Below are 24,767 nucleotides of genomic sequence, written 5' to 3'. Positions count from 1 at the left end.
GACATAATTATTTATATGCCAGATGTTTTACAAATCAACCTCCAATTAAATTCTTATTTTACTGTATACGACATATGGTTTGCTTCACAAACTCTAAAATAGCCTAGTGCAAAATTGTTCGCATCTGTAGTATTCACTATATTTCCTCTTATATTACCCGGTACTGCACCAAAAGGATTCGAACTTGCAGCTTCTAAAATCAAATTCATATAATTATAAAAGTTTTTAGAAATACCACGATGTGTGATGTCAAGAACTTTTCCCGGCTTTAAATCCTCATCTGTAAATTTTTCATTGATTTCATTTCCATTCAAAAATTCATCACTTGTCGATGTGTACTCCGGATAAGGCAAAATATCCGTTTTATAATCTGTCAGATAATAATTGACCTGATCAGCAAGGTCTTTATAATAAAATGTTACCACAATAAGATCTTCTCCTGATATATCGTCCATAAATTCCTGGTCTATTCTTTCTATTTTCGGCACAGCAACTAATTTTTCGGTAGCGGTTAAAGTTTGTCCATCAACTTGTACAAATAATTTATATTCCATATCAATTGCAGGAACAAAATTAGTACACTTATATAAACCCGGTTCAGCTTCATTAAATGTAAAAATATCTCCATTACTATTTTCAACTCTTACCTGTGCTCCTGAAACCTTTGGAGTCATTGGACTGTAATAAGAAGCCATTCTGGTAATTTTTATCGACTGTTCGTTTCCGCTGGTTCCTTTTTCCCAAATGATCTCGGCATCGATCACGATTTTTGGATCTCCTGTTTCTAAATCAAGTTCAACAACCTTGTCGCAGGACGAAAGAAGTAAAACAAAAAGAAGACTAAATAAAGTAAATGCTTTACTTTTTAAATTGTATTTTTTTAATCGTAACATACTATTAAAATTTAAAATTATAAGAAACTCCAGGTACTAATCCATAAATAGACAGTTGTTTTGACTCGTTCGCTCCTGTATTATCATTTTGAGAAAACGTCATCGATGCAGCATTTTGTCTGTTATAAAGATTGTAAATACTAAATACCCAGTAGCTTTGCCATCCTTGTTTTTTATCCGGTTTAGGCGTATAAGTTGCACCAATATCCAAGTGATGATAGGCAGGAAGTCTGTCTGAATTTCTTAGCGTATAATTAGGTATATTTCTTCCTCCAAATTCATAATAACCGTTTGGATATGTTACCGGCTGACCTGATTGTAAGCTAAAATTAGCGTTAAACGACCATTTAGGATTGAATTCGTAATTGGCAGTAACATTTAGATTATGCAATTTATCGTATCCTGATAAATACCATCCGCCATTGGCGATTCCTGGTTCTTCAGGTGTTCTTCCCGGCGTTCTTTGTTCAGCTTTAGATAAAGTATAGGCAACCCATCCTGTAAAACGACCTGTATTTTTTCTGAATAATAACTCCATACCGTATGATCTCGCTTCTCCGTTCAGGATGTCCTGTTCGATATTGTTATTACCCAATAAATTTGCACCATCAATATAATCGATACGGTTTTTTATTTTTTTATAAAATAATTCTCCTTCAAAAGAATATTCGCGTTCCTTGAAATTCTTGAAATACCCTACTGCATATTGATCCAGCATTTGTGGTTTTGTAAAAGGTCCGCTTGGTGTCCAGATCGTCATAGGCAACGGAGCGCGGGTATTCGACAACATATGAATATATTGTGCCATTCTGTTGTAACTCGCTTTTACCGAAGTTTCATCATTAAATGCATAAGATAATGCCAATCGAGGTTCAAGGTTATCAAACTTACTGATGGTTTTTCCTTTTCCGTAATACGTACTCCCTATTGGCTCTGCTTCTTCATAAATATGATATAACGGATTGTATACTACTGATTGTCCATTTTCATAAGTACTAATAGTTTCTCCGCCTAAACGCAAAAACGTACTGTAGCGAAGTCCGTAACGAAGATTCAGTTTTTCTGTAACCTGATTTTCGACATCAAGAAAAGCAGAAGTTTCTAAAGCATATTTTTTATCTAACTGATTGTAATTAAACTGCGAATCGCTACCATAAGGCTTTACAGTTCCCGGATTAAAATCATAATACAAACCATCGATACCATAATTCAGTTTAAAATTGTCTGATATGGTGTGATTCCAGTTATATTTAAGTCCGTAATTGGTGATTTTGCTATCCCATTCAAATTTTTGAAATGGTATTTCCAGGTTAAATTTGTAATCACTGTAAAAAACAGAAAGGTTCGTATTTAAATTGTCCGAAAATTTATGTTTCCAGCTAACCGTTCCCATAGTATTACCGTAAGTACTGGCAAAAAAGTTATTAATATCAAATAAATCATTTCCCATATAACCGGAAAAAGCAATGGTATTATTGGCTCCCAAACGATAATTAAGTTTAGCATTAATATCATAAAACATTACGGAACTCTTGATATCAGTAAGTTTTAAAAATAAATGGGCATAAGAAGCACGTCCTGCAATAATAAACGAACCCACATCTTTTTTTAGAGGCCCCTGCACTAAAAGTCGGCTTGAGATAAGACCAATACCTCCGTTTACTTTATAATCATTAAGGTCTCCGGTTTGTTGAGTAACGTCAAGAACTGAGGAAACACGTCCTCCAAACTTAGACGGAATTCCTCCTTTGTATAAATCTAATCCGCTAACAACATCTGCATTAAATATAGAAAAGAAACCAAACATATGAGAATCCCCGTAGACCGGAGCACCATCTAAAAGAATCAAATTCTGGTCAGCGGCACCTCCACGAACGTTAAAACCAGACGAAGCTTCGCCGGCATTGGTAACACCCGGTAAAGTCAATAATGATTTTAATGGATCAGCTTCACCCATTGCAGTCGGGAGTCTTTTGATTTCGGCCATCGAAAGTTTATTTACACTCATTTGGGTATTCTTGACGTCAACTGCCTTGCTGGTAGTGATGACCACCTGCTCTAATTGCTGACTGTCTGACTCCATATTAAATTTCATTCTTTCATCATCAGAAATCGTAATACGCTTTTCTTTATTTTTCAAACCCAGATAACTAATCTCAACGGTATAACTGCCATTGTCGAGTTCTATCGAAAAAGATCCATTTGCATCCGTTGTAGCGCCAATAGAAGCTTCTCTTACATAAACATTAGCACCAATAACCGGTTCTCTGTTTTCGTCAAGAACCTGACCGGTTAGCTTGTTTTTTTTTTTAGCTGATGAGGATTTCGTCGTTTTTTGCTTCGCGAAAATATTATTGCCTACAATTGAGAATTGAATGGATGCGGTCTTATTCAGTTCGCTGATCAATTCTTTTATATCGGTATTGGTAAAGGTTCGTTTTTGGGTAAAATATTTTTGACTTGTATTAATTTGATCCGTAAAGGCAAATTTAAAATCGGTTTGGCTTTCTATCTGCTTAAAAAATTCTTTTAATGTTACAGTCTGGTCTACCGTTACGGTTACGTTTTGAGAAAACATACACCAACTGAATAAAAAAAAGCATGCTGAAATTATATGCTTCATGAAATTTTGTATTTTTGAATATTATTAAATAGGATAGCTTCATACTATCTTGACAATGAGGAGGATGTTTAGTTTCGCGGCTAGTGCATCCTTTTCTTTTCTATTGAAAAGTAATCTGTTTTAAATTTTCATTTATTTCAAATTTTAGGTTATACATTTCTGATAGTAATTCTAGAATCGTTTTTAATTCTTCTTTTTTATTGATGCGCACTGTAATTTTCTGATTAATATATTCTTCCGGAAGTATTACTTTATAGCCATAATTCGATTCAATATAAGAAGCAATATCAGTTAGTTTTTGATCATCAAAATCCTTAAATCTTTCAAAATCAACTATAGCAACAGTTTCGTTTCCGTAGGTGAATTTTTCGCCGGGTTTCAGGATCCATTTCTTGTCCTGATTTTTTACATTCATTTGTACACTTCCTTCGTAAAGTGCAACCTCTACTCTAATTTTGTTGTATCCCGTAACCGTAAAAGAGGTTCCTAAAACCGTAGTTGTAGTCTCGTTACAAAGTACCTGAAAAGGATGTTTTTTATCTTTTTTTACTTTGAAATACGCTTCTCCGAAAACTTCCAGTTTTCTGTTTACAGCAAAATTATCAGCATAAACAATTTTAGAATTCGGACTCAACTCTACCCTTGAACTATCCGGTAAGGCAATAATTTTGATGATTGAAGTTGTGTTTTCAATTGTATTTCCGGCCACACTTAAATTGGTACTATTGGTTAATGACGGACCGTTAAAATAAATTCCCGTCCCTATTAAAATAAAAAGTAAAATGGCTGCCGCTGCTGCATAATGACGCCACGAGCTATTTTTCTTCTTTTTTGAAGGAAAGGCTTTCGTTTGAAATTCTGCCCACGAAGCCTCTTTTTCGCTATCAGAATGTGAAACAGGGGTTTCGTCCCAGATCTTTTTTAATTCTTCTTCTAATTTTTTTTCATCCATTGCTTTGGGGGCATTATATTTTTTGACAATAAAATCCTTGTTTATTAAAAACACCGTAAACCATTTCCTTAATATCCCTGTTGGTTTCGATTCTTAGAATATGATTATTATTTTCTAAGTCGAATTTCATGATACAATCAGAAATAATAAACTGCAGAAGCACTACAATAAAGCTTGCATCTTCTTTGCTTGTAACATCTGTTTTATAAGATTCGATATGCATTTTATGTTTCCGTTTAATAGTATAACAAACGGGAACACAAAAGTTCCTAATGCTCTTCGATTTTTTTTCGAATAAATTTACTGGCAAGATAAATATGATTGGCAATTGTCTTTTCAGAAAGGTCTGTAATTGATGCAATCTCCTTATAGCTAAGGTTTTCCAGTTTATGTAAAGTAAATATTTTTTGTTGTTGTTCCGGAAGAAGATTGATAAAATTATGTAGTTTCTCCCTTCTTTCTTCAAAAATTATGGTTTCTGTATCTTCCGGTTCCATTTTTTCGAACTCAGGATCAAGCTGAATTATTCTGTTTTCCCTGTTAACATGATTGAGAATGATATTCTTGCAAATTGTAAACAATTGTTTATCGAATAAGACTTCTTCATTAAGCAATTCTCTTTTGTTGTACAATCTTAAAAAAGTTTCCTGAACAAAATCCTGCGGGGTCATCACTGTAGCATCAAAACGTCTGGCAATGTTTATCAGTTTATCGTAGTACTTGAGATATACTTCCTTGAAAGAAGCCTCATTACCATTTTTTAAACTTACTATAAACTTCCTGTTGTCCATAAACGCAAATACGCTATTTAGTCTTAACTTAAAATAACTAATAATATTGTATTTTAAATTGGTCGCTAAGACTTAAGTTTCGTTACTTTTTTTAATAAAAACTTTAATTGGCAAAGAACAGAAATTTAATCAAGGTTCGTAAACTTTTTTAAAAATTTAGTTTGCAAATTGTAAAAGAGGACTTTTTTAATCTTTTTATTACATATAAAAAAACCCGTAAAAAAAACTAAAAAAACTAATAGTGAGACAAAAAAGATCAACTTTCCTTAGTTTTTTAAAAAAACTTCATACAGTCCTTCTTTAAATTTTAAATACAAAAACCATTAAGCACTAATATCTACTTTACTATCAAACATTTAATATTTATTTAAAAAAAGTTCATAACAAACTTTAAATAAAATAATAGATGGATTTACCTCTTAAAATAAAAAATCAGACTACTATTTATCCTGAATTGAATGTTATGAAAACTTAAATTTTTACCGTTTTTAGAAAAAATTAAGAATTGCTTATTTTTCAAATTAGTATATTTGGCGCACCATCAAATTTATCTCCTGTCATTTTTTAACAATACCATTCAGAAGGTTTATACTATTGTTCATGAAACATCTTAAGTTTATTTGTCTCATTTTTTTATTCTTACTTTCTTTTTTAAGAAGTACAGAATATTATAAATATCAGCCAAAACTTAATGATTATTGCCATCAGGAGAATTTTACGACTGATGAACTTCCGCCTCTTTTTTCTTCAGATGTGTCAATGTCTAAAAATCTGGAGATTCATTTCATAGTTAAAAAGAAAATAAAATACAGGGCTACAACTTCGGATAGTAATATCCTGAAAACACTTTACTTTTCTAAGCTCCTCAATTTTAAAATTTTAGAAGACAGCCTGATTTACGGTATCGCTACCATTTATCAAATACAGCGTCATACTCACCTTCATTTATACCAACTTTTCTAGGTTTCAATCTATTTTTGATGTAGAGAACTTTTGTTCTATTGTCTTTTATTTTTTATAAAGGGCATATTATTTATACAAACATTTCTCAAAAAAAAAAACGGCACAGCTCTTACGGCTTCTGCCGATACATCTATATTTTCGATACTTATCTTCATTCTACTTCCTGTGATTAATGATCAGGGAGAGCCACTATTTATATACAATTTTTTAAAAATCACTCATGAACATTTATAAAAATCACCTTTTACTTTTTATTTTATCCCTATTTGTTTTAGTCTCGTGCGGAGATAAAACCAAAAAAAACACCAATAATGTAAAAACAGTACCGGTCTATAAAGTCACGTTGCAGGACACAATAGTTTCAAATCGGTTTGTTGCAGATGTACATGCAAAAAACAATGTTGAAATTCATGTTCGTATTCCGGGACTACTGGAAAAAGTTTATATCAGCGAAGGACAATTAGTAAAAAAAGGACAGCTATTATTTAAAATAAGCGATGTCGAACTTCAAATCCAGCTATTAAAAGCTGAAGCCAGCTACAAAAGCAGTTTGGCAGACTTAAGAATTGCCACCGTAGAACTTGAGCAGGCACAAACTCTTTTTAATAAAAAAGTAATTGCAGACAAAGAATTAGAATTATCAAAAGCCAGACACGATGCAGCCTCGGCTAAGGTTGCCCATGCTTCTGCAGAACGAAAAGCCATTAATCAGCAAATTAATTTTACTACTATCAGAGCTCCTTTTGATGGTACAATAGATCGTATCCCTTTTAAAGAAGGAAGTCTTGTCGAAAATGGTTCGCATTTAACCACACTTTCCCAATTAGATGATGTGTACGCTTATTTTTCTATTCCTGAAAATATCTATTTTCAAATGATGACCGATAAAACACTAAATACAAAAGGAGATATAAAACTGGTTTTGCCAAATGGCGCCGTTTACAGTCATAATGGCGAATTAAAAACGGCCGATGGAGATATCGACAGGCAAACAGGATCTATTCAGTACAAAGCTAAATTTCATAATCCGCAAGGATTTATAAAGCATGGTACATCAGGAAAACTCATTATTTCTGAACCAAAAAAGAATGTGATCGTAATTCCTCAAAAAGCTGTTTTCTCTATTCAGGACAAACAATTTGTATTTGTAGTGAACAAAGAAGGGATCATTAAAATGACAAACGTAACCATTGGGAGTACTCTTGATGATGCATATATTTTAAATAAAGGTTTAAAAAACAATGATTTAATTGTTCAGGAAGGAATTCAATCCTTACGTGATGGCGATAAAATCAATATCAAACAAACTCAAAGTGTAAACCTGTAATTATTATACATCATAAAAAGATTTCAAAATGATCGAAATGTTTATTAAAAGAAAAATATTATCATTAATCATCTCGGTTATGATAGTACTGCTTGGAATATTAGCTTTATTCCAGCTTCCCATAACACAATTTCCTGATATTGTGCCGCCTTCTGTAACCGTAACGGCTAAATATACAGGTGCAAATGCCGAAGTTTCTGCAGATGCCGTTGCGCTTCCGTTAGAACGTGCCATAAATGGTGTACCGGGAATGACGTATATGTCGACGGTAACTTCGAATGATGGTTTAACGCTGATTCAGGTTTTCTTTGAAGTAGGAACCGATCCTGATTTAGCCGCCGTAAACGTTCAAAACCGTGTAACTACCATACTCGACGAACTTCCTGAAGAGGTAATTCGGGCCGGAGTTACTACAGAAAAAGAGGTAAACAGTATGTTGATGTACCTTAATATTACCAGTACAGATGAAACTCAGGATGAACAATTTATCTTCAATTTTACGGATATTAATATTCTGCAGGAATTAAAACGTATTGATGGTGTTGGCCGTGCCGAAATCATGGGTCAGAAAGAATATTCGATGCGTGTGTGGCTTGATCCTCAAAAAATGCTTTCGTATAATATTTCGGCAAATGAGGTTATTGGTTCACTTCAAAAACAAAACATTTCTGCTGCTCCGGGTAAAGTTGGTGAAGGATCAGGACAATTAAACAATGAACTTCAGTACGTTATAAAATACGGAGGGAAATTTTTCGAACCTAAACAGTACGAAGAGATTCCGCTTAGGGCAAATTCTGACGGAACAATATTACGACTAAAAGATATTTCGAATATTGAATTCGGTTCGATGAGTTACGGAATGGTTTCTAAAACCGACGGAAAACCCTCAGCCTCCATCATGTTGAAACAGCGTCCGGGTTCGAACGCGTCTGAAGTTATTGCCAGTGTAAAAGAAAAAATGGCTGAACTTAAAGGCACTTCTTTTCCTCCGGGAATGAATTTTAACATTGCTTATGATGTATCCCGTTTTCTTGATGCCTCGATCGATGAAGTTATAAAAACGCTAATTGAAGCCTTTATTCTGGTTGCTTTTGTTGTTTTTATTTTTCTTCAGGACTGGCGTTCAACTTTAATTCCTGTTCTTGCCGTCCCTGTAGCACTTATTGGTTCGTTTACCTTTATGTCGATGATGGGATTCTCTATCAACTTGCTAACGCTTTTTGCCTTGGTTCTTTCTATCGGAATTGTAGTCGATAACGCCATTGTCGTCGTCGAAGCCGTTCACGTAAAAATTTCCGAAGAACATATGGATCCGCTCCCCGCTACTATTAGCGCCATGAAAGAAATTACCGGAGCCGTAATTGCGATTACCATTGTTATGGCGGCAGTATTTATTCCGGTAGCTTTCCTGAGTGGTCCGGTTGGGGTTTTCTATAGGCAGTTCTCGTTGACGATGGCTATTAGTATTGTTATTTCAGGAATTAATGCCCTTACGCTTACCCCCGCTTTATGTGCCATCATGCTGAAAGCACATGATCCTAATAAAAAGAAAACCTCTTTACTGGACCGATTTTTTCACAGATTCAATAAATGGTTTGACAATATTACTTCTAAATACATCAAAGTACTTGTGAAATTTGCAGATCGTACGGTGGTTACGGTTGGTTTACTAGTGTTGTTTTGTTTCTTAACCTGGGGAACAAGCAAGTTTTTACCTTCCGGATTTATTCCTTCTGAAGATCAAGGAATGGTGTACGTAAATGTAACAACACCTCAGGGAGCAACGGTAGAACGTACCGAAAAAGCCCTTGATGAAGTAACCCGTCTTGCCAAAGGAATAAATGGTGTCGACAACGTTACTACTCTTGCGGGATATAGTATTGTTACTGAAATTGCCGGCGCATCTTACGGAATGGGAATGATTAATTTGAAAGACTGGAAGGAACGTGATATTTCTGTGAATGAATTTATTGCGCTACTAACTGAGAAAACAAAAGGCATTACAGATGCACAAATCGAAATTTTTGCTCCGCCAACAGTTCCGGGATTTGGTAATACCAGCGGTTTTGAAATGCGTTTATTGGATAAATCCGGCGGAACGATAAGCAATACAGATGAAGTCACTAAAAACTTTATAAAAGAGTTAAATGCTTCACCTGAAATTCAGAACTCCTTTACCAGTTTCGATGCGACTTTTCCTCAATATCTAATTCATGTTGATTATGATCTTGCAGCCAAAAAAGGAATTTCTGTAGACAATGCCATGTCGACTTTACAAACCATGTTGGGTTCATTTTATGCGACCAACTTTATTCGTTTTTCTCAAATGTACAAAGTAATGGTTCAGGCCAGTCCGCAGTTTAGAAAAAATCCGGAAAGCATTCTTGATATGTATCTAAAAAATGATGCCGGCGAAATGGTTCCGTTTTCTACCTTCATAAAATTGGAGCGTGTGTATGGGCCTGAGGTTTTAACGCGTTACAACATGTACATGTCGGCGATGATCAACGGTGAGCCTGCCGAAGGTTTTAGTTCAGGAGAAGCGATTGCAGCAGTAGAGAAAATTGCAGCAGAAAAACTCCCAAGCCGTTTTGAACTGCAGTGGTCTGGTATGACGCGTGAGGAAATCCTCTCCGGAAATCAAACCATTTACATTTTTGCTTTATGTATTTTGTTTGTTTATCTGCTTCTTGCCGCGCAGTACGAAAGTTTACTATTGCCGTTTCCGGTACTTTTAAGTTTACCGGTAGGAGTATTTGGTTCTTATCTCGCGCTTTTAATGGTTGGTTTAGATAACAATATTTATGCTCAGGTCGCACTCGTCATGCTGATTGGTCTGCTCGCCAAAAATGCCATTTTAATTGTGGAATTTGCGATGGCACAAAATAAATTAGGACGCGAAATTACCCAGGCCGCAATCGAAGGAGCAAGACTTCGTTTCAGGCCAATTCTTATGACCTCATTTGCTTTTATATCCGGATTGATTCCGTTGTGTATTGCAACCGGAGCCGGAGCAGTTGGTAACCGTTCTATTGGTACCGCTGCCGCCGGAGGAATGCTTATAGGAACTGTTTTTGGACTGGTAATAATTCCGGGACTTTACATCTTGTTTGCCAAATTAGAAAAAGCAATGAATAAAAAATAAAACATGAAACAACAAATAAATCGATATATAATCTTTGGCGGCGTTTTGCTTCTTACGGCCTGCTCCGCTCCAAAAATCAATGATAATCTGGCAGCGAAACAGCTGCCGGAAAATTTTGACCTGAAACGAAAAAAAGCTGCTGATAGCCTGCAAAATTTTATTCCGCTACAAACAGCAAACTATTTCAAAGATGAGAAACTTGAAAATCTTTTGAAGAAAGCTATTGCTCAAAATCCTGATTATTTAATTATGGAGGAACGAATTTTAATTGCCAATTCGCATTTAAAAGTGGCAAAACTGGCTCTTTTACCCTCTTTAGATCTTCAGGCAGATCTTTCGGGAACGCGTTATGGAAAATATACTATGGATGGTGTAGGGAATTTTGATACCAATTTTTCCCAAAATATTAATGATAAACAAAGGATAAATGAAAGTGTTTCTCCTAACCTGTTTTTAGGTGGAAAAGTTTCCTGGGAAGCTGATATATGGGGAAAACTGAGTAATCGTAAAAAAGCGGCACGCGAACGATTTTTTGCTTCTCAGGAAGGAATGCGATTATTACAAACCCGTTTATTAAGTGATGTTGCTGATTTGTATTATAAACTCATTGCGCTGGATAAACAGGCTGAGATTTACAAAAAGAACCTTAAAACACAACAAAGAGCGCTTGATATTGTTTCGGCACAGCGCTCTGTGGGAAAAGCGACTGAATTGGCTGTTCAGCAGTTTAATGCGCAGAACAACAACATTTTGGCTGAAGCCGAACAACTCAATCTAAGCATTGATCAAACCGAAAAGGCGTTGTTAAATCTTTTAGGAGAATATGGCGGAAAAATCGAAAGAAGTACCGATTTCCTTTCCGGACATCTTGAAGTTTTAAATCAAAAAATAAGCGTGGATTCTATTATTCATAAAAGACCGGATGTTGCTGAAGCCTATCATGAACTGCGCGCTACAAATGCTGATGCAAAAGCAGCGCGTGCGGCCTTTTTCCCAACTTTAAATTTGGGTGGTTATGCTGGTTTTAATTCGTTTTCTTTCTCCACCTTTTTCGATAACGGATCATTTGCCTGGCAATTACTTGGCGGATTAACAGCTCCTATTTTTAATAAAGGACAGATTAAACAGGATTTTTTTGTGTCTAACAAAAGGCAGCAAATCTCGTTTTTACAATATCAAAATACGATTACAACGGCGTATAATGAGTTGAGTGCTTTACTGCACAGAACAGAATCTTTTGTTGGTGTTTTGAAATACAAATCGAAAGAAATTGAACATCTTGAAATTGCCGTTAATGTGTCAAATGATCTGTATTTGAGCGGTTATGCCAATTATCTGGAAATTATTAATGCACAAAAAAATAAACTGCAGGCCGAACTGGATTTTGTTGATATTCAGCTAAAAAATGCAGAGTCACAGGTATTATTGTACAAAGCTTTAGGAGGTGGAATAAATTAATCTTAAAGCAATTAATTGGTCGTAAATTTTTAAATTAGTACATAAAAACTGCAGTTATAAGAGGCTGTCTGAAATCTATTCAGGCAGCCTTTTTTTTATCAAAAAGTAATATTTGAAATTATAATGATTTGAAAAATACGCTGATAAAGCTCTCGCAGATTTAGCAGATTCAGCAGATTTTTTTGATAAAGTCTGGCAAAGAATAATCTGCCGAATCTGCTAAATCTGCGAGAGAAAAAATCTTATTCATTATTCTCTAAGAATATCTGCAGCTTCGTTTATATTCAATTTTAAAATACTGCCATAAGCAACAGCCGCTTTATGAACCTGAACACTCCAGTCTTCGGCTGCATTATCATCGGCACCATCGGATATGTATTTTAAACACAAAAACGGAATGTTTTCTTTCATAGCAATCATAGCCAAGGCGTAAGATTCCATATCAACTACATCGTAAATTGTTTCAGAATGCTGCATTTCGAAACTATCTCCTGTGCCGCAAATACCTACAGGCAGTCCGTTCATTTCCAGACCATATTCTAAAACGGGTGGCAAACCGGACAAAGGCGTTTCGTAGAGAGCAAAACCAAGTCCTCTAACATCCATATCTCTTTGAACAAATTTTGTACAGCAAACTACATCACCTTTCTTAAAATGAGTACTTCCCGCCGAGCCCAGATTTACAATTACCGAAGGCCTTTTTAATTGTATCGCTTTAGTCAATTCGTAGGCAGCATTGACTTTTCCGATTCCGGTAATAAGTGCAGTATGATCTTTAAACACTTCCGCTGCTTCAGAAGCCAGGGCAAATGTAAAAAGCACATCTTTGAATGCGTATGTATGTTTTTCGTTAATCTTTATCATAAAAATTAGTGTTTCTTTATGTTGCAAATATCGGGTATTATTTACTTCTGTATTTTCAAAATGGTTTCATTTTTTTTATTTAATCTTTAAGGATTCGTTGTGTTTGGGATCGTAAAGCATGGCCGTACACAAACAGTTTTTTCTTTCTTTACTAAGTAAAATCGGGCAATTGACACAGGATTTGCAATTTTCCCAGAAAACCTCATCGGTAGTTAATTCTGAATACGTGACGGGTTCAAAACCCAATTCATGATTCATTTTCATTACAGCCAAACCAGTTGTCAGACTGAATATTTTTGCATCAGGATATTTTTGACGGCTCAATTCGAAGATTTTTCTTTTAATCGTTTTTGCCAAGCCTGTGTGTCTGAATTCTGGCGCAACAATTAATCCTGAATTAGAAACATATCGTCCATCTTCCCAGGAAGATATAAAAGAGAATCCAGCCCATTTTCCCTCTGATGTAAAAGCGATAATAGCTTCGCTTTTTCTTATTTTTGATTCCAGTAATTCAGGAGAACGGCCAGAAATTCCCGTTCCGCGGGCTATGGCAGATGATAATGTGACGTCGCAAATTTCTTTTATCCAAAAAACATGTTTGGTGCTGGCGACTTCAACCGTAAAATTCGGTATTTCTTCTTCAATAGGGCTATTTTTTAAGGTGATTGATTGGTTGGGAAACGGGTCAGGCATTACAAAATCTTTACCTGAAAAATCTATTGTACGTTGTAGGGTTTTCATATCTAGTTAATTGTATTCCCTGTTTTATTAATAATACAATTCTATAATGGATTGGAAATACAAAACAGAATTTCCAATTTACATACCAATTCCGTAACGGCTAGCTTTAAAGAACCATTATTACCTCTATATAAACAACTTATACCAAAAACGAGTTCTTATTCACTAATTGATATTCTTATCAAAATGATATGATTTTATCATTCTGATATCAATTGAACTGGTATTTTAGGGACCAATTCAAAAATCTTTCGAGAAAAAAAATAACCACAGAGAACGCTAAGTTTTTTATCTTTCTCTTTTATAAAAAAACACAAAGTTCACAAAGCTAAGCCAATACAAAGCTTTGTGAACTTTGTGTTTTTTAGAAGTATCCTTAAATAAAAATCTTTGCGTTCTCTGTGGTAAAAAATAATTAATAAGTTTAATTTTTTTATATTTTTCCACAACATTTAGTGTTGATCCTATGTAAGATAAGATCATTAAAACTTTAGCATAAAAAAACCTCCAAAATCAATGACTTTAGAGGTTTGTATTTTTTTGATGATTTAAAGGAATCATCACCCATAATATTTACAGAAACGAAGTATTAAATCGTTCAAAATGACAAGTATATCCATTTGGATTTTTGACTAAATAATCCTGGTGATAATCTTCGGCAACCCAAAATTTACTAATAGGTTCCAATGTCGTAACCACTTTTCCTGGCCATTTCCCTGAATCATCAACAAGCTGAATTACTTCTTTTGCAGCCTGCTCCTCTTCTTCGTTCTGAACAAATATAGCCGATCTGTAACTTGATCCTTTGTCATTACCCTGCCTGTCTACCGTTGTTGGATCGTGCATTCTGAAAAAGTAATCCAATAATTCTTTAAAAGATGTTGTATTGGCATCATAAGTAATTTCCATTCCTTCTGCATGCCCGGGATGATTTTGATAAGTGGGATTATCATTTTCCCCGCCAATGTAACCCACTTCAGTATCGATTACACCGGGGCGAACACGAAAAAGATCTTCCATACCCCAAAAACATCCTCCGGCTATATACGCTTTCTTTAAATTTTCCATACTATTTGTTTTTAAAAATCATTTTAAAACTTAAGATTTCGTTAGATTTGGTTCTTAAGTTTTATTGAATCAATACATTGAAAACGAATAAATAAATTATTGTTTACAATGCCTAATTTTCTTTAGTTCTCTATCAAAGATAATGGATTATTTGTTGATTTTAAATAAGGAAAACATAATTTAAAGTAAGAACATGACGGCTTATGATCATTTTAAAAATCATCTTAAAAAGAATTTATATTAAATTTGGAAATAATAGTTAAAAATATTTCTCCAGTGTCAAGAAGAAAAACTTTGTAGATCTGGTTTGAAGCAATGATAAGTAAAAAAGAAAATGAATAAAACAGGTTTTAAATGTAGTATCGCGATTATTTTTCTAATTTCATTTTTATTTATCTATTGTAAAAAAACAGATAAGAATATTACTATCACAGAAAAAGAATTGTATTACAAAATTTATTCAGAAAATGATAGTTTACTTGGATATTCTATGAGAAAATATGAATTTAGAAATGATACAATTATTGAAAAATACATCTCAATTAACTTAAATGGGAAAAAGAAGAATAAGTATTTGCGTGATTTTTACAGGAATGGAGCAGATATATATATTTCCTCCAATATCCAAAATGATAAAAACAAGTATTTATTTTTTTCTCCAACAATTAAAGACACCTGCTATTTTATTGATAGAAAATTAGATAATTTTTATTTGTGTGCTAAGGGAAAAGTCAATTTCAAAAACCACAAGAATGTTTTTAAAGTTTATTATGATGAAGGAGGATCTCATCCACGAAAAGAAACTTTGGTACTAGATAAAGATTATACAATATTAGCTAGATTTGAAGATTGTTATGGTTATCAAAAGGAAATTGTAATTGAAAATAGTAAAACAATTGCAGATCTAAAAATTAAATTTCAAAAAGAACAAAAGAAAATTTTATGGTGGTAAAAATACATAATGCATTTTTACAAAAACAATAACAAATTTAGCCTTAATTTTAAGCTTAAATTTTTAAATCTATCTTCTATCTTTTCCTTAGATAATTCAAAATAATTAATTAAAATTATTTTGCGTTCACAAACAATATGCTCGCGCTATCGGGAGATGACAACAATTCTGCAAGTTTTGAATGAAATGAAGTTAAAAGAATTAGTCTACCAAGAAAAATTAAGAACTTAAACAATCTTGATAACTAATTAAAAACTAAAATGTTATGAGAATATTAAGTACTTTATATTTATTTTTTTCGCTGATTTTTTTTGGATATTCACAAGAAGCTAACATAAAAAACGGAAGTTCATCAGAAATTGTCTTTTTAAAAGATTGCAATCTTAAGAAGGTTATAAAAAAAATAGTTACCGACAAAAGAAATGATTGTAATGAAAGAGGGGCGAATTGGTACATTGACTTTATGAAAGATAATTTTATATTGGTCAGTAAGAATACTATTAGAAATTTAATAATTTCGAATGAAATAGATAAAATTTATACTACACTATTAGACGATAATATTTTATTTATCTTAAATAGTGACAGCACGAAAGATTCTTTTGATAAAACAGGATATTCTTTGGACTTAAGTTCCTCTATCGGAAAAATGGATTATTCAACAGTTGATTACTCATTTTGGATTATTCAGAAAACAGATAGCAAAAAATATAAAATTGTTAAAGAAAAAAAATACAATCGTAATTAAAACAAGAGTTCTAACGAAAAGCTATGTAAATGTAGCTCACAAAGGATACAAAAAAAGCCCATTCCTAAAAGGTTTGGGCTTCTTTTTAGTCTTACAATCTAGTTTGATTTTTAAAAATCCTAGCTAACAAAGTGATTCATCTTTGTCTTAATTATTTAGAACCGATTTCAGTTCAATATATTTTTCAAGGTTTTTAAAATCGTGTCCTTTTCCTTTCATTGATTTAATAAAAGCTGGCGTTGCACCCGTTGCATTTGCTCCAATAATATCATCCATCTTTAAATTAGTAAAGCCAAGATCTTTGTATTGCTGTACTAAAACAGGCGTTATATTTTGCGATTTCAATGCAATCAGATCATCTGGTGCAATGTTTACAAAACCTGCTTTTTGAAAATCTCTTATATATTCAGCTTTTACATTCAATGATTTCATAGCAATAAGATCATCATTTGAAAGATGGTCATATCCTGCTTCTTTCAGTGAATTGATATAAGCTTTATCAATATTCAATGCTTTAAAAGCAAGGACATCATCATCGCTGTTTGAATCATCTTCGCTGTTATTATTGGCTTTTGCAGCACTGCGTACATCAGCAATAAATTTGCCATCAACACCTTGTGATTTTAGTGCTATGATATTACCCGGGGTCAGATCTTTGTAACCTGATTTGCGTATTTCTTCGATATAAGCTTTGTCAATACCCAATGATTTAAACGGAACCAGATTATCAAGATCAATGTCCGGAATTGCCTGTTTTATTGAAGCAATATAAGCTTCGTTAACATCTAACGCTACAAGAGGAATAAGTTGGGCTTTATCTGGATTTGTATACCCTTTTTGTTTTACCATTTGTACATACGACTGCTTGATGTTCACCATAAAGAAAACCATTAAGTCGTCTTCTGTGATTTTTATTCCTTCTTTAAGCATTGCAGCCTGATAGTTTTTGTCGGCAGTAAATTTATACGTTCCCGTTCCTTTATCTCCTTCAAATTTACCGGTAAAAGTCATCGTTCCGGCTTCACGTGTCAATGTAAATGTGCCTTGTTTGTCTCTTTGCAGGTCATTAAATTCACTCAACTGAAAAGTGCTGGAAGAATTATCTTTCTCACCGCTTTTTAATTGAAGTTCTACTTCATTTCCTTTGATAGTCGCAAACCAGTTTCCTTCTGTTCGTATTGTATTTTGAACATGTGACTTTTTTGCAGCTTTTTTTCCAGACTTCTCTGTAGATTTCAATGTTTGACTTTGCGCTGCCGGTTGATTAAAAAGGCAGACAAATAATACCATAAGTGGTACGAGGAAAAAATATTTCCACGTCGTGTTTACGTTTGATTTTTTTGAGTTCATCATGATGATTCGTTTTTTAAGTAATGATTGATTATAATTGGTTGTAAGACTCAAAGGAAATTGCGGTGCTGCTACTTTCAGCAGGCTAAACTGATAACTCTCTCTTTCAACAGTATCCTGCTGAAGCATTTGGTCATCGGTTAAAAATTCAAGATTTATTTCAAGTGCTTTTCTCCATTGCCAGGCAAAAGGATTGAACCACTGAAAAATAAGCATCATTTCTGCAAGCAGAAGATCTATGGTGTGTTTTTGCTCGATATGTATTTTTTCGTGCAGCAAAATCTGATTGTAGGTTTCCCATTCGTATTTTTCAGGATTGATAAAGATGTTGTTGGCAAAAGAACATGGAGCTTTGTCTTCTGTTATTTCGACTATACGAAATTTGCCATCCTGAATCACAGAACCTGAATAAGCTCTGGCAATCAATATCACAGCCTGCATTAAAAAATTTATTCCAAAAACAATCACTCCAAACCAATATAGGTAAATGAGCCACTGTAATACCACTTCAACATTGATGAATTGTTTTGTTGGTGCTACAAAGGTTTCCTGTACTGATTCTTGTTTTACTTGGGTTATGCTATTTTTATGAATCGGAGTTTCCGGCAAAACAACAGCCGTTGCAATTGGTGCATTTCTAAATGATAATTGCTGAGGCACCGGAACCAAAGGCAAAACAAAAGCCAATAGCATACAGGCCAGCAATACATACCTGTTTAAATGAAAGAAAGTTTCTTTTTGCAAAAGCAGCTTGTAAAATAAAAGGCAGGCAGAAAGAATTAAGGCAGAATGTAAAATATAAGGTATCATACTTTTCCTTTTTTAATGATATTTACTATTTCATCAAGATCCTTTTCTGTTAGCTTTTGTTCTTTAGCAAAAAAGGCAAGCATTCGGGGATAAGAGTTATCAAAATAATCACTTACAATATCTTTTAATGCAAATTGCTGGTATTCTTCCCTACTGACTACAGGAAAAAAACAATGCATATTACCGGCGGTTTCATGATTAAGAAAACCTTTTTCTTCCAGAATCTTTACTATTGTTGCCACGCTGTTATAATGTGGTTTAGGATCTGGCAATAGCGGAATTATGTCTCTTATAAAAGCTTTGTTTAAATCCCAAAAGACCTGCATGATCTGTTCTTCTCGTTTAGCTAGTTTTATCATCGTTAAATATTTTGATGCAAGATACTACTAATTAATTAGTAGAACAACTAATTGATTAGTTTTTTAACTAATTTGTTAGTAATCGCAGCGAAATGGCACGCGGATGACGCGGATTCGCTAACGCGAAAACACGGATTGACACGGATTTTTTAATGGTACGTTTGGTGAATTTAATAAGAAGGAAGTAAATAACTCCTGAAAAATGAAAACTCGAATCGTTTAGCATAGAAAAAGCCTTGTCAAAGTTTAAACAAGGAATGTAAGATACTTGTTCTTAAACTTTGACACAGCTTTTTTTAATTGCAAACTTGTTATGCATTCCTCGTGGTTTCAACCACAAAGTGTAATAATATTACATCTCTTATTGTGTTCCCGTGGTTGAAACCACGACCAATGTTTGAAAAAAGAAATTAAATTAGGTTACAACTTTGACAAAACTTCATCATAATGATTAATAAAAAACGCCAAATCACACATGAAATGGTTGCTATACTAGAGCATACATTACGATAACAATCCTATTTTATCAATACACTTTTATATTTAGCAATATTTTTCAATACTACCCCAGTACCTCTTACTACAGCTCGTAAAGGATCTTCGGCAATATAAACCGGTAAATCTGTTTTTTGCGAAATTCTTTTATCAAGACCACGAAGCATTGCTCCTCCTCCTGCGAGATACAAACCTGTGTTGTAAATGTCGGCAGCCAATTCAGGCGGAGTTAGCGAAAGGGTTACCATAATAGCATCTTCAATTCTAAGAATCGATTTGTCGAGTGCTTTTGCAATTTCTCTGTAAGTAACCTTTATCTCTTTGGGTTTTCCGGTAAGCAAATCTCTTCCTCGAACAAGCATATCATTAGGAGGTTGTTCGAGTTCTTCCATTGCAGAACCCACTTCAATTTTTATCATTTCGGCAGAAGCGTCTCCAATATACAGATTATGCTGAGTTCTCATATAATACAAGATATCATTCGTGAAAACATCACCGGCAATCTTGATTGATTTATCGCAAATGATTCCGCCAAGGGCAATAACTGCAATTTCTGTAGTTCCTCCACCAATATCAACAATAATATTACCCTGAGGCAGCATAACATCTATACCCATCCCTATAGCGGCCGCCATGGGCTCATGAATCAGAAATACTTCTTTACCATTTACACGTTCGCACGACTCCTTTACCGCGCGCATCTCAACCTCGGTAATACCGCTGGGGATACAAACCACCATTCGCAAAGAAGGCTTAAAAAGATTTTTTTTTATTTCCGGTATATTATTGATAAACCAGTTAATCATTTTTTCCGAAGCATCAAAATCTGCAATTACACCGTCTTTAAGCGGTCGGATTGTTTTAATATTCTCGTGTGTTTTGCCCTGCATTAAACTGGCCTCTTTGCCTACAGCAATAATTTTTCCGTTTCTAATATCCCTTGCCACAATCGACGGACTGTCTACAACAATTTTTCCGTCGTAAATTATTAAAGTATTCGCTGTTCCCAAATCCATAGCTATCTCCACTATCATAAAATCAAATAAGCCCATATATATAGTTTTGTTTAAGAACGGTGTTTATTGTTGTTTTATTCTTTTTAAAGATGTTAAAGTATTCCTTAAAAAATACATAATAGTCTTTTACTTACAATAATATTTAAATAAACATTACATGCGAAGCTTTTAATTATGAAACTGTATTTGGTTTTTCTGTAAAAGTTTACTCAAAGTGTTCGCTAAATTTGTAAAATAGCACACAAGTTCTGTTGTGCATTAATTAATAATCATTTAAATAACAGCGTTATGGAAAAGCAAAACAGCAACGAATACGGTCAGACAGACCCTGATTTTATTGATCAAAATACGCTAGTTGATGGAAATAACATTCAGAGCGACGATCTACATAAACGAACTACTATAGAATCTGTTCCTGAATTTCTGGAAAGTGATCCGGATTATATCGACCAGGAAACTCCCGTTGATCATGATAATTATGCACGGGATGAAGATCCGTACCGATATGAGGAAAAATTTACAGAAGATCTAAATACTGAAATTGATCTTGAAAACAATACCTCGGTGAAATCAGAAAGCATAGAGGATCAGGATAAAACTATTGATAAAGATATTTCTGGCAGCATTAGCAAGCAGGATGACAATAAAGACGATAAATAATCGAATTATTCAAAATTAAAATGGCAAATGGCATACCTCGAGTATGCCATTTTTTGTATTTAAAAATAAGATACTAACCCTACCCGTTCTATTATTTTCTGCAATTTGTCTTTTTCTAAAACTATTTAGAAAATTTAAAATCCTTACATTTACCCGCTGGCGAACCAATTTACGTTACATCAATAATCAATTCAGGTAACGTTAAGCCAATTAATTTTAAGCAGTCAAGATGGAAAAACATACTGTATCAGTAGCATCGTTACCCTTAGATGATAATACAATATCGAATACTAAAATAAAAAAAGTTGATTTGTTACCTGATCCGGAATCGCGTTTGGATTCTATGGAAATGAAAGAAAAACCTCTTATGGATTCCAGTATTCCGTTTCGAGATTTAACAAATGCTGCAACTAAAAAAGAAAGTATTGCCCAACTGATTGCAAAATTAGATGTTGAAAATAACTTAAGATATCAAAGAACGGTCGAAGATACCTATTGCAATGTATATTCTTATGATTATTGCTATTTCTCTCAAGTATACTTGCCAACGGTTTGGTGGACACCTGAATCTCTTGAAAAAGTCTTACAGGGACAAGATGTAGAACCTGTTTTTGAGCAAACCGTAGAACGTATTTATTCCAGTGCTATACACGATTGGTTCCCAAAATGGGGGGCGAGTTTTGGCTGGGAAAGAATGACTACAGTTGATGAAATGCAGACTAAGGTAAATGCCAATGGCGGAATTGGAATCATTTGTGCCAAAAGAAGAGAAAAAGGACTTTCAGGACATATTGTTCCTGTTGTTCCCGAAACTGATTTGCACAAAGCCTATCGCGAAAATGGTATAGTAGTATATCCGCTACAATCGCAAGCCGGAAAATTCAATTACAATTACTTTGCAGAAATCAGGCAAGATTGGTGGAATGACGAGCTGTATTCCTCCTACGTGCTGTATTATCACGAATAAAAATGCAATTTACAGAGTTGTTTCATCATTCAAAAAAAAATATTGATTATCAACAAGTTAACTACTTGCAAATACGATAATAAAAAACTACTTTTGCAACTTAGAAAAAACAAGAATACTAAAAGTTGTGATTTAGCTATTCTCTTGCGTAAATTATTGATACAAAAGTGATTAATAACGATAGTAATTTTATAACCTTATTATAAAATTTTACTTCTAAATTGATGTTTCAGTCGATAAAATTGCAAAAATCTAAAATATAAATTCCAATATTTTTAAAAGTAAACGAAAACTTTTATAATGGAGGCAACAATATGCTCAATCCGTTATAGGTTTCTTGTCTCTGGTTTTGACAGATTGAATTTATATTCCTGAATAAAAATGACTTTATAAATTAAAATAACCTTAAAAAAGAAAGTAAGTATAAATGAAAGACAATCAGACAAAAAAATATTATTGGGGAATAGGATTGGAAAACGAAACCTACATGCAATTTGAAGAATCCCTAATAGTTTCTGGTGAATTTATACAAGAAAAAATTGGTTTTGAGAAATACAGTATCGATTATAGAAAATGCTACAAACCTGAAAGCTTAGCCCCTATTTTAAAGAAGGCTTTTGGTTTGAATGAAAACTATAAAGTGAGCAGAATGATGAACAGTCATTCGCTGGAAAAACTCGATATCAATTATCAGCACAAAACAATAGCGCCGATAAAACCATTAATCGATACCGAAACCGGTGAAGTAAGCGCACAACCAACTGAAAATCCTGAATATCTGGGAAAATCGATCATGGAGCTTTTCCTTGAAGATCAGCCGTACAACATTCAGAGTATGATTACCCAAAGAAATAAAACAATGGGCTCTGTACATTTTGATGGCGATTCGATCGAATTTGTTACCAAATATTTCGAGAACAGAACAATTGGTGAATCGTGCAAAGAACTAAAAGCTACTAAAAAATTATTCCTTGATAAGATCAATGAATCGTCTGTGTTAAACGGAAAATTAAACTTTCCGGATTACAACAACGGACTTAATATGTTCATGACCAATCAGGAAAACCTGGTTTTGTTTAATAACGGAACCTACCATTTTCATATTACTTTACCGTCTTTGACCGAAGACAGCAGGATTGTAGATTATAAAGAATTTGAAAGAACACATGCCAATGCGATTTATTTACTGCAATGGTTTGAGCCTTTCTTTATTGCTACTCTTGGAAGTCCTGATATTATGGGCGTGATAAGCGATACTTACAGTCTGGACAAAAAATTTACTTTAGGTTCTATGCGAAATGCAATGTCGCGCTACATAGGCGTGGGAACGTATAATAAAGCGATGCCAAAAGGTAAAATTTTAACCTATAATGTGGATGATTTTAGAAAATTACTAAAATTTGAAAAAGAAGAAAACATTTGGTGGAGAGATCAGATCGAAGCTGATATGGAATACGAAATGCTTTCGGAAGTTGGTCTTGATTTTAATCAGGAAAAAATGTACCAAAGCGGTTTCGAATTCAGAAGTTTTGATGAGTTTCCTGCCGAATACTTAAACGATGTTCTTTTTGCTATTATCTTAATTTGCGAGCATTCTTTGAATCTTCCTGATGTACAATGGGCACATGACAGCAAAGCATGGAATAATCTTGTTTTTAAAACTTTAAAAATGGGTTATGCTACGGAAATTAATGAGGAAGAAAAACAGGAAGTTCTGGATTTATTACAATTATTAAATCCATCAGATGCTAATTACAATACATTAAAATCAGAATTCGAAGCTATCGTAAATTTAGATGAATTTTTCTTTAAAATTCTGGCCGTTTTACACGATATGTATAAAGACAACAACATTTGTCTTGACTCGATGTACGGACAAAAAACAAGTTCTCCACCTCAATGGGACAACTTTAATAAATACCAGACCGAAAAACATTTACAGCAAATTGGTGCTTTCTGTGAGAATTAAAAGTTGATTGAGAAGTTTACATCATAAAAAAACATCCCATAAAGAAAATTTCTTTTTGGGATGTTTTTACATTAAAAAAGTACGTTACGCTACTTCCTCTACTTTTAAGATTTCCAGTTTTAGATTTCCTTTTTTAGCAGGCCATTCTACAACATTTCCTTCTTTATATCCTACCATCGCTATCCCTTCATCAGAAAGAATAGAAATTCGGTTCTTACTTACTTTGTTTTTCTCAGGGCCTACAAACACAACCGTTTTTTCCTCATTGGTGGCACAATCTTTATAGGTTACTCTTCGGTCTACAGAAACAATATCTTCCGGCAAATCTCTTCTTAGTACCTGCGTTGCTTTTTTAAGTTCATCAAGCAGCAATTTTTCTTCTTCAGCTGTTACTTTTTTTCTTCTTACGTGATCTTTTATTAAATCGTATATTCCTGTTGTTAAAATGATATTTTGTGACATAACTTTCTGTTTGCTCCTTATTCACAGGTAAGATAATAACCCTTCATTGAATCACTTATAGCTCTTGTGTAGTGTTGCATTCAATGATATCCTAATCCCAATGAAAATTGAAGATTAAATAAATGAGCCTTTTGTATGAAAAGAATCCCTGTCC

Annotated in this window: 21 protein-coding genes; 9 read left to right on the top strand and 12 right to left on the bottom strand. The window is 33.8% G+C overall.

Annotated elements, in window-relative coordinates; translation table 11 throughout:
• Positions 1 to 53: 53 nt before the first annotated feature.
• The 5 genes from B0M43_RS15920 to B0M43_RS15900 all read right to left on the bottom strand — a co-directional run bounded on the left by B0M43_RS15920 (position 54) and on the right by B0M43_RS15900 (position 5,259).
• The gene (locus B0M43_RS15920) at positions 54 to 893 is read right to left on the bottom strand and encodes a DUF4249 domain-containing protein (RefSeq protein WP_078007358.1); all 840 of its coding nucleotides are present in this window, start codon (positions 891 to 893) and stop codon (positions 54 to 56) included.
• 4 nt (positions 894 to 897) lie between these two features.
• A complete protein-coding gene (locus B0M43_RS15915) occupies positions 898 to 3,516 on the bottom strand; it encodes a TonB-dependent receptor domain-containing protein (protein ID WP_078007359.1) in 2,619 nt (872 codons plus the stop codon).
• Positions 3,517 to 3,616: 100 nt separating this feature from the next.
• The gene (locus tag B0M43_RS15910) at positions 3,617 to 4,468 is read right to left on the bottom strand and encodes a FecR family protein (RefSeq protein ID WP_078007598.1); all 852 of its coding nucleotides are present in this window, start codon (positions 4,466 to 4,468) and stop codon (positions 3,617 to 3,619) included.
• Positions 4,469 to 4,481: 13 nt separating this feature from the next.
• The gene (locus B0M43_RS15905) at positions 4,482 to 4,691 is read right to left on the bottom strand and encodes a hypothetical protein (RefSeq protein ID WP_078007360.1); all 210 of its coding nucleotides are present in this window, start codon (positions 4,689 to 4,691) and stop codon (positions 4,482 to 4,484) included.
• 46 nt (positions 4,692 to 4,737) lie between these two features.
• A complete protein-coding gene (locus B0M43_RS15900) occupies positions 4,738 to 5,259 on the bottom strand; it encodes an RNA polymerase sigma factor (protein WP_078007361.1) in 522 nt (173 codons plus the stop codon).
• 600 nt (positions 5,260 to 5,859) lie between these two features.
• Here B0M43_RS15900 and B0M43_RS15895 point away from each other — a divergent pair.
• From B0M43_RS15895 to B0M43_RS15880, 4 genes are all read left to right on the top strand, one after another.
• Positions 5,860 to 6,222 (top strand): hypothetical protein, encoded by a 363-nt coding sequence (locus B0M43_RS15895; RefSeq protein WP_078007362.1) that lies wholly within the window; start codon positions 5,860 to 5,862, stop codon positions 6,220 to 6,222.
• Positions 6,223 to 6,442: 220 nt separating this feature from the next.
• The gene (locus tag B0M43_RS15890; RefSeq protein WP_078007364.1) at positions 6,443 to 7,549 is read left to right on the top strand and encodes an efflux RND transporter periplasmic adaptor subunit; all 1,107 of its coding nucleotides are present in this window, start codon (positions 6,443 to 6,445) and stop codon (positions 7,547 to 7,549) included.
• Between the two features lie 28 nt (positions 7,550 to 7,577).
• Positions 7,578 to 10,694 carry an efflux RND transporter permease subunit gene (locus B0M43_RS15885; protein WP_078007365.1) on the top strand — a complete coding sequence of 1,039 codons (3,117 nt, stop codon included), beginning with the start codon at positions 7,578 to 7,580 and terminating at the stop codon, positions 10,692 to 10,694.
• Positions 10,695 to 10,697: 3 nt separating this feature from the next.
• Complete coding sequence (locus B0M43_RS15880) at positions 10,698 to 12,152, top strand: TolC family protein (protein WP_078007366.1); 1,455 nt, start codon at positions 10,698 to 10,700, stop codon at positions 12,150 to 12,152.
• 249 nt (positions 12,153 to 12,401) lie between these two features.
• Here B0M43_RS15880 and B0M43_RS15875 read toward each other — a convergent pair whose 3' ends face one another.
• The 3 genes from B0M43_RS15875 to msrA form a co-directional block, all read right to left on the bottom strand.
• Positions 12,402 to 13,016: a 5'-methylthioadenosine/S-adenosylhomocysteine nucleosidase gene (locus B0M43_RS15875; RefSeq protein WP_078007367.1), complete on the bottom strand. Its 615-nt coding sequence runs from the start codon at positions 13,014 to 13,016 to the stop codon at positions 12,402 to 12,404.
• 75 nt (positions 13,017 to 13,091) lie between these two features.
• Positions 13,092 to 13,757, bottom strand: a complete 666-nt coding sequence (locus tag B0M43_RS15870; RefSeq protein ID WP_246860134.1) for a GNAT family N-acetyltransferase — start codon at positions 13,755 to 13,757, stop codon at positions 13,092 to 13,094.
• Positions 13,758 to 14,330: 573 nt separating this feature from the next.
• A complete protein-coding gene (msrA, locus tag B0M43_RS15865) occupies positions 14,331 to 14,825 on the bottom strand; it encodes a peptide-methionine (S)-S-oxide reductase MsrA (protein WP_078007369.1) in 495 nt (164 codons plus the stop codon).
• 334 nt (positions 14,826 to 15,159) lie between these two features.
• Here msrA and B0M43_RS15860 point away from each other — a divergent pair, with 334 nt between their 5' ends.
• Both B0M43_RS15860 and B0M43_RS15855 read left to right on the top strand, forming a co-directional pair.
• Positions 15,160 to 15,777, top strand: coding sequence for a hypothetical protein (locus B0M43_RS15860; protein WP_078007370.1), 618 nt, complete (start codon positions 15,160 to 15,162; stop codon positions 15,775 to 15,777).
• A gap of 265 nt (positions 15,778 to 16,042) precedes the next feature.
• Positions 16,043 to 16,525, top strand: a complete 483-nt coding sequence (locus B0M43_RS15855; RefSeq protein ID WP_065449825.1) for a hypothetical protein — start codon at positions 16,043 to 16,045, stop codon at positions 16,523 to 16,525.
• A 147-nt stretch (positions 16,526 to 16,672) separates the two neighbouring features.
• Here the strand turns inward: B0M43_RS15855 and B0M43_RS15850 are convergent, their stop codons facing one another.
• The 3 genes from B0M43_RS15850 to B0M43_RS15840 form a co-directional block, all read right to left on the bottom strand.
• Positions 16,673 to 18,685 (bottom strand): M56 family metallopeptidase, encoded by a 2,013-nt coding sequence (locus tag B0M43_RS15850; RefSeq protein WP_078007371.1) that lies wholly within the window; start codon positions 18,683 to 18,685, stop codon positions 16,673 to 16,675.
• Entirely contained in the window at positions 18,682 to 19,044 is a 363-nt protein-coding gene (locus B0M43_RS15845; RefSeq protein WP_065449823.1) for a BlaI/MecI/CopY family transcriptional regulator, read from the bottom strand. The genes B0M43_RS15850 and B0M43_RS15845 overlap by 4 nt, the downstream gene beginning before the upstream one ends.
• A gap of 518 nt (positions 19,045 to 19,562) precedes the next feature.
• Positions 19,563 to 20,591, bottom strand: coding sequence for a rod shape-determining protein (locus tag B0M43_RS15840; RefSeq protein ID WP_065449818.1), 1,029 nt, complete (start codon positions 20,589 to 20,591; stop codon positions 19,563 to 19,565).
• 252 nt (positions 20,592 to 20,843) lie between these two features.
• On the opposite strand from B0M43_RS15840, the gene B0M43_RS15835 reads away from it, so the two are divergent.
• The 3 genes from B0M43_RS15835 (at position 20,844) to B0M43_RS15825 (ending at position 24,151) form a co-directional block, all read left to right on the top strand.
• Positions 20,844 to 21,215, top strand: a complete 372-nt coding sequence (locus tag B0M43_RS15835) for a hypothetical protein (RefSeq protein ID WP_078007372.1) — start codon at positions 20,844 to 20,846, stop codon at positions 21,213 to 21,215.
• A 229-nt stretch (positions 21,216 to 21,444) separates the two neighbouring features.
• Positions 21,445 to 22,182 carry a hypothetical protein gene (locus B0M43_RS15830; RefSeq protein ID WP_078007373.1) on the top strand — a complete coding sequence of 246 codons (738 nt, stop codon included), beginning with the start codon at positions 21,445 to 21,447 and terminating at the stop codon, positions 22,180 to 22,182.
• 427 nt (positions 22,183 to 22,609) lie between these two features.
• Positions 22,610 to 24,151: a hypothetical protein gene (locus B0M43_RS15825; RefSeq protein WP_078007374.1), complete on the top strand. Its 1,542-nt coding sequence runs from the start codon at positions 22,610 to 22,612 to the stop codon at positions 24,149 to 24,151.
• A gap of 84 nt (positions 24,152 to 24,235) precedes the next feature.
• Here the strand turns inward: B0M43_RS15825 and B0M43_RS15820 are convergent, their stop codons facing one another.
• A complete protein-coding gene (locus tag B0M43_RS15820) occupies positions 24,236 to 24,613 on the bottom strand; it encodes a GreA/GreB family elongation factor (RefSeq protein WP_078007375.1) in 378 nt (125 codons plus the stop codon).
• Positions 24,614 to 24,767 lie beyond the last annotated feature (154 nt).

The sequence above is a fragment of the Flavobacterium sp. KBS0721 genome (genome assembly GCF_002007065.3).
GTDB lineage: Bacteria > Bacteroidota > Bacteroidia > Flavobacteriales > Flavobacteriaceae > Flavobacterium > Flavobacterium piscis.
The sequence above is the reverse complement of the archived record's forward strand: the minus strand, read 5'-3'. Positions and strand labels throughout refer to the sequence as shown.

Coding starts and splice junctions, on each gene's coding strand:
- B0M43_RS15845 (WP_065449823.1), bottom strand. CDS start 19,044: ATGATAAAACTAGCTAAACGAGAAGAACAGATCATGCAGGTCTTTTGG.
- B0M43_RS15900 (WP_078007361.1), bottom strand. CDS start 5,259: ATGGACAACAGGAAGTTTATAGTAAGTTTAAAAAATGGTAATGAGGCT.
- B0M43_RS15920 (WP_078007358.1), bottom strand. CDS start 893: ATGTTACGATTAAAAAAATACAATTTAAAAAGTAAAGCATTTACTTTA.
- B0M43_RS15915 (WP_078007359.1), bottom strand. CDS start 3,516: ATGAAGCATATAATTTCAGCATGCTTTTTTTTATTCAGTTGGTGTATG.
- B0M43_RS15835 (WP_078007372.1), top strand. CDS start 20,844: ATGGAAAAGCAAAACAGCAACGAATACGGTCAGACAGACCCTGATTTT.
- B0M43_RS15885 (WP_078007365.1), top strand. CDS start 7,578: ATGATCGAAATGTTTATTAAAAGAAAAATATTATCATTAATCATCTCG.
- B0M43_RS15870 (WP_246860134.1), bottom strand. CDS start 13,757: ATGAAAACCCTACAACGTACAATAGATTTTTCAGGTAAAGATTTTGTA.
- B0M43_RS15820 (WP_078007375.1), bottom strand. CDS start 24,613: ATGTCACAAAATATCATTTTAACAACAGGAATATACGATTTAATAAAA.
- B0M43_RS15895 (WP_078007362.1), top strand. CDS start 5,860: ATGAAACATCTTAAGTTTATTTGTCTCATTTTTTTATTCTTACTTTCT.
- B0M43_RS15850 (WP_078007371.1), bottom strand. CDS start 18,685: ATGATACCTTATATTTTACATTCTGCCTTAATTCTTTCTGCCTGCCTT.
- B0M43_RS15875 (WP_078007367.1), bottom strand. CDS start 13,016: ATGATAAAGATTAACGAAAAACATACATACGCATTCAAAGATGTGCTT.
- B0M43_RS15855 (WP_065449825.1), top strand. CDS start 16,043: ATGAGAATATTAAGTACTTTATATTTATTTTTTTCGCTGATTTTTTTT.
- B0M43_RS15830 (WP_078007373.1), top strand. CDS start 21,445: ATGGAAAAACATACTGTATCAGTAGCATCGTTACCCTTAGATGATAAT.
- B0M43_RS15825 (WP_078007374.1), top strand. CDS start 22,610: ATGAAAGACAATCAGACAAAAAAATATTATTGGGGAATAGGATTGGAA.
- B0M43_RS15840 (WP_065449818.1), bottom strand. CDS start 20,591: ATGGGCTTATTTGATTTTATGATAGTGGAGATAGCTATGGATTTGGGA.
- msrA (WP_078007369.1), bottom strand. CDS start 14,825: ATGGAAAATTTAAAGAAAGCGTATATAGCCGGAGGATGTTTTTGGGGT.
- B0M43_RS15905 (WP_078007360.1), bottom strand. CDS start 4,691: ATGCATATCGAATCTTATAAAACAGATGTTACAAGCAAAGAAGATGCA.
- B0M43_RS15910 (WP_078007598.1), bottom strand. CDS start 4,468: ATGGATGAAAAAAAATTAGAAGAAGAATTAAAAAAGATCTGGGACGAA.
- B0M43_RS15880 (WP_078007366.1), top strand. CDS start 10,698: ATGAAACAACAAATAAATCGATATATAATCTTTGGCGGCGTTTTGCTT.
- B0M43_RS15890 (WP_078007364.1), top strand. CDS start 6,443: ATGAACATTTATAAAAATCACCTTTTACTTTTTATTTTATCCCTATTT.
- B0M43_RS15860 (WP_078007370.1), top strand. CDS start 15,160: ATGAATAAAACAGGTTTTAAATGTAGTATCGCGATTATTTTTCTAATT.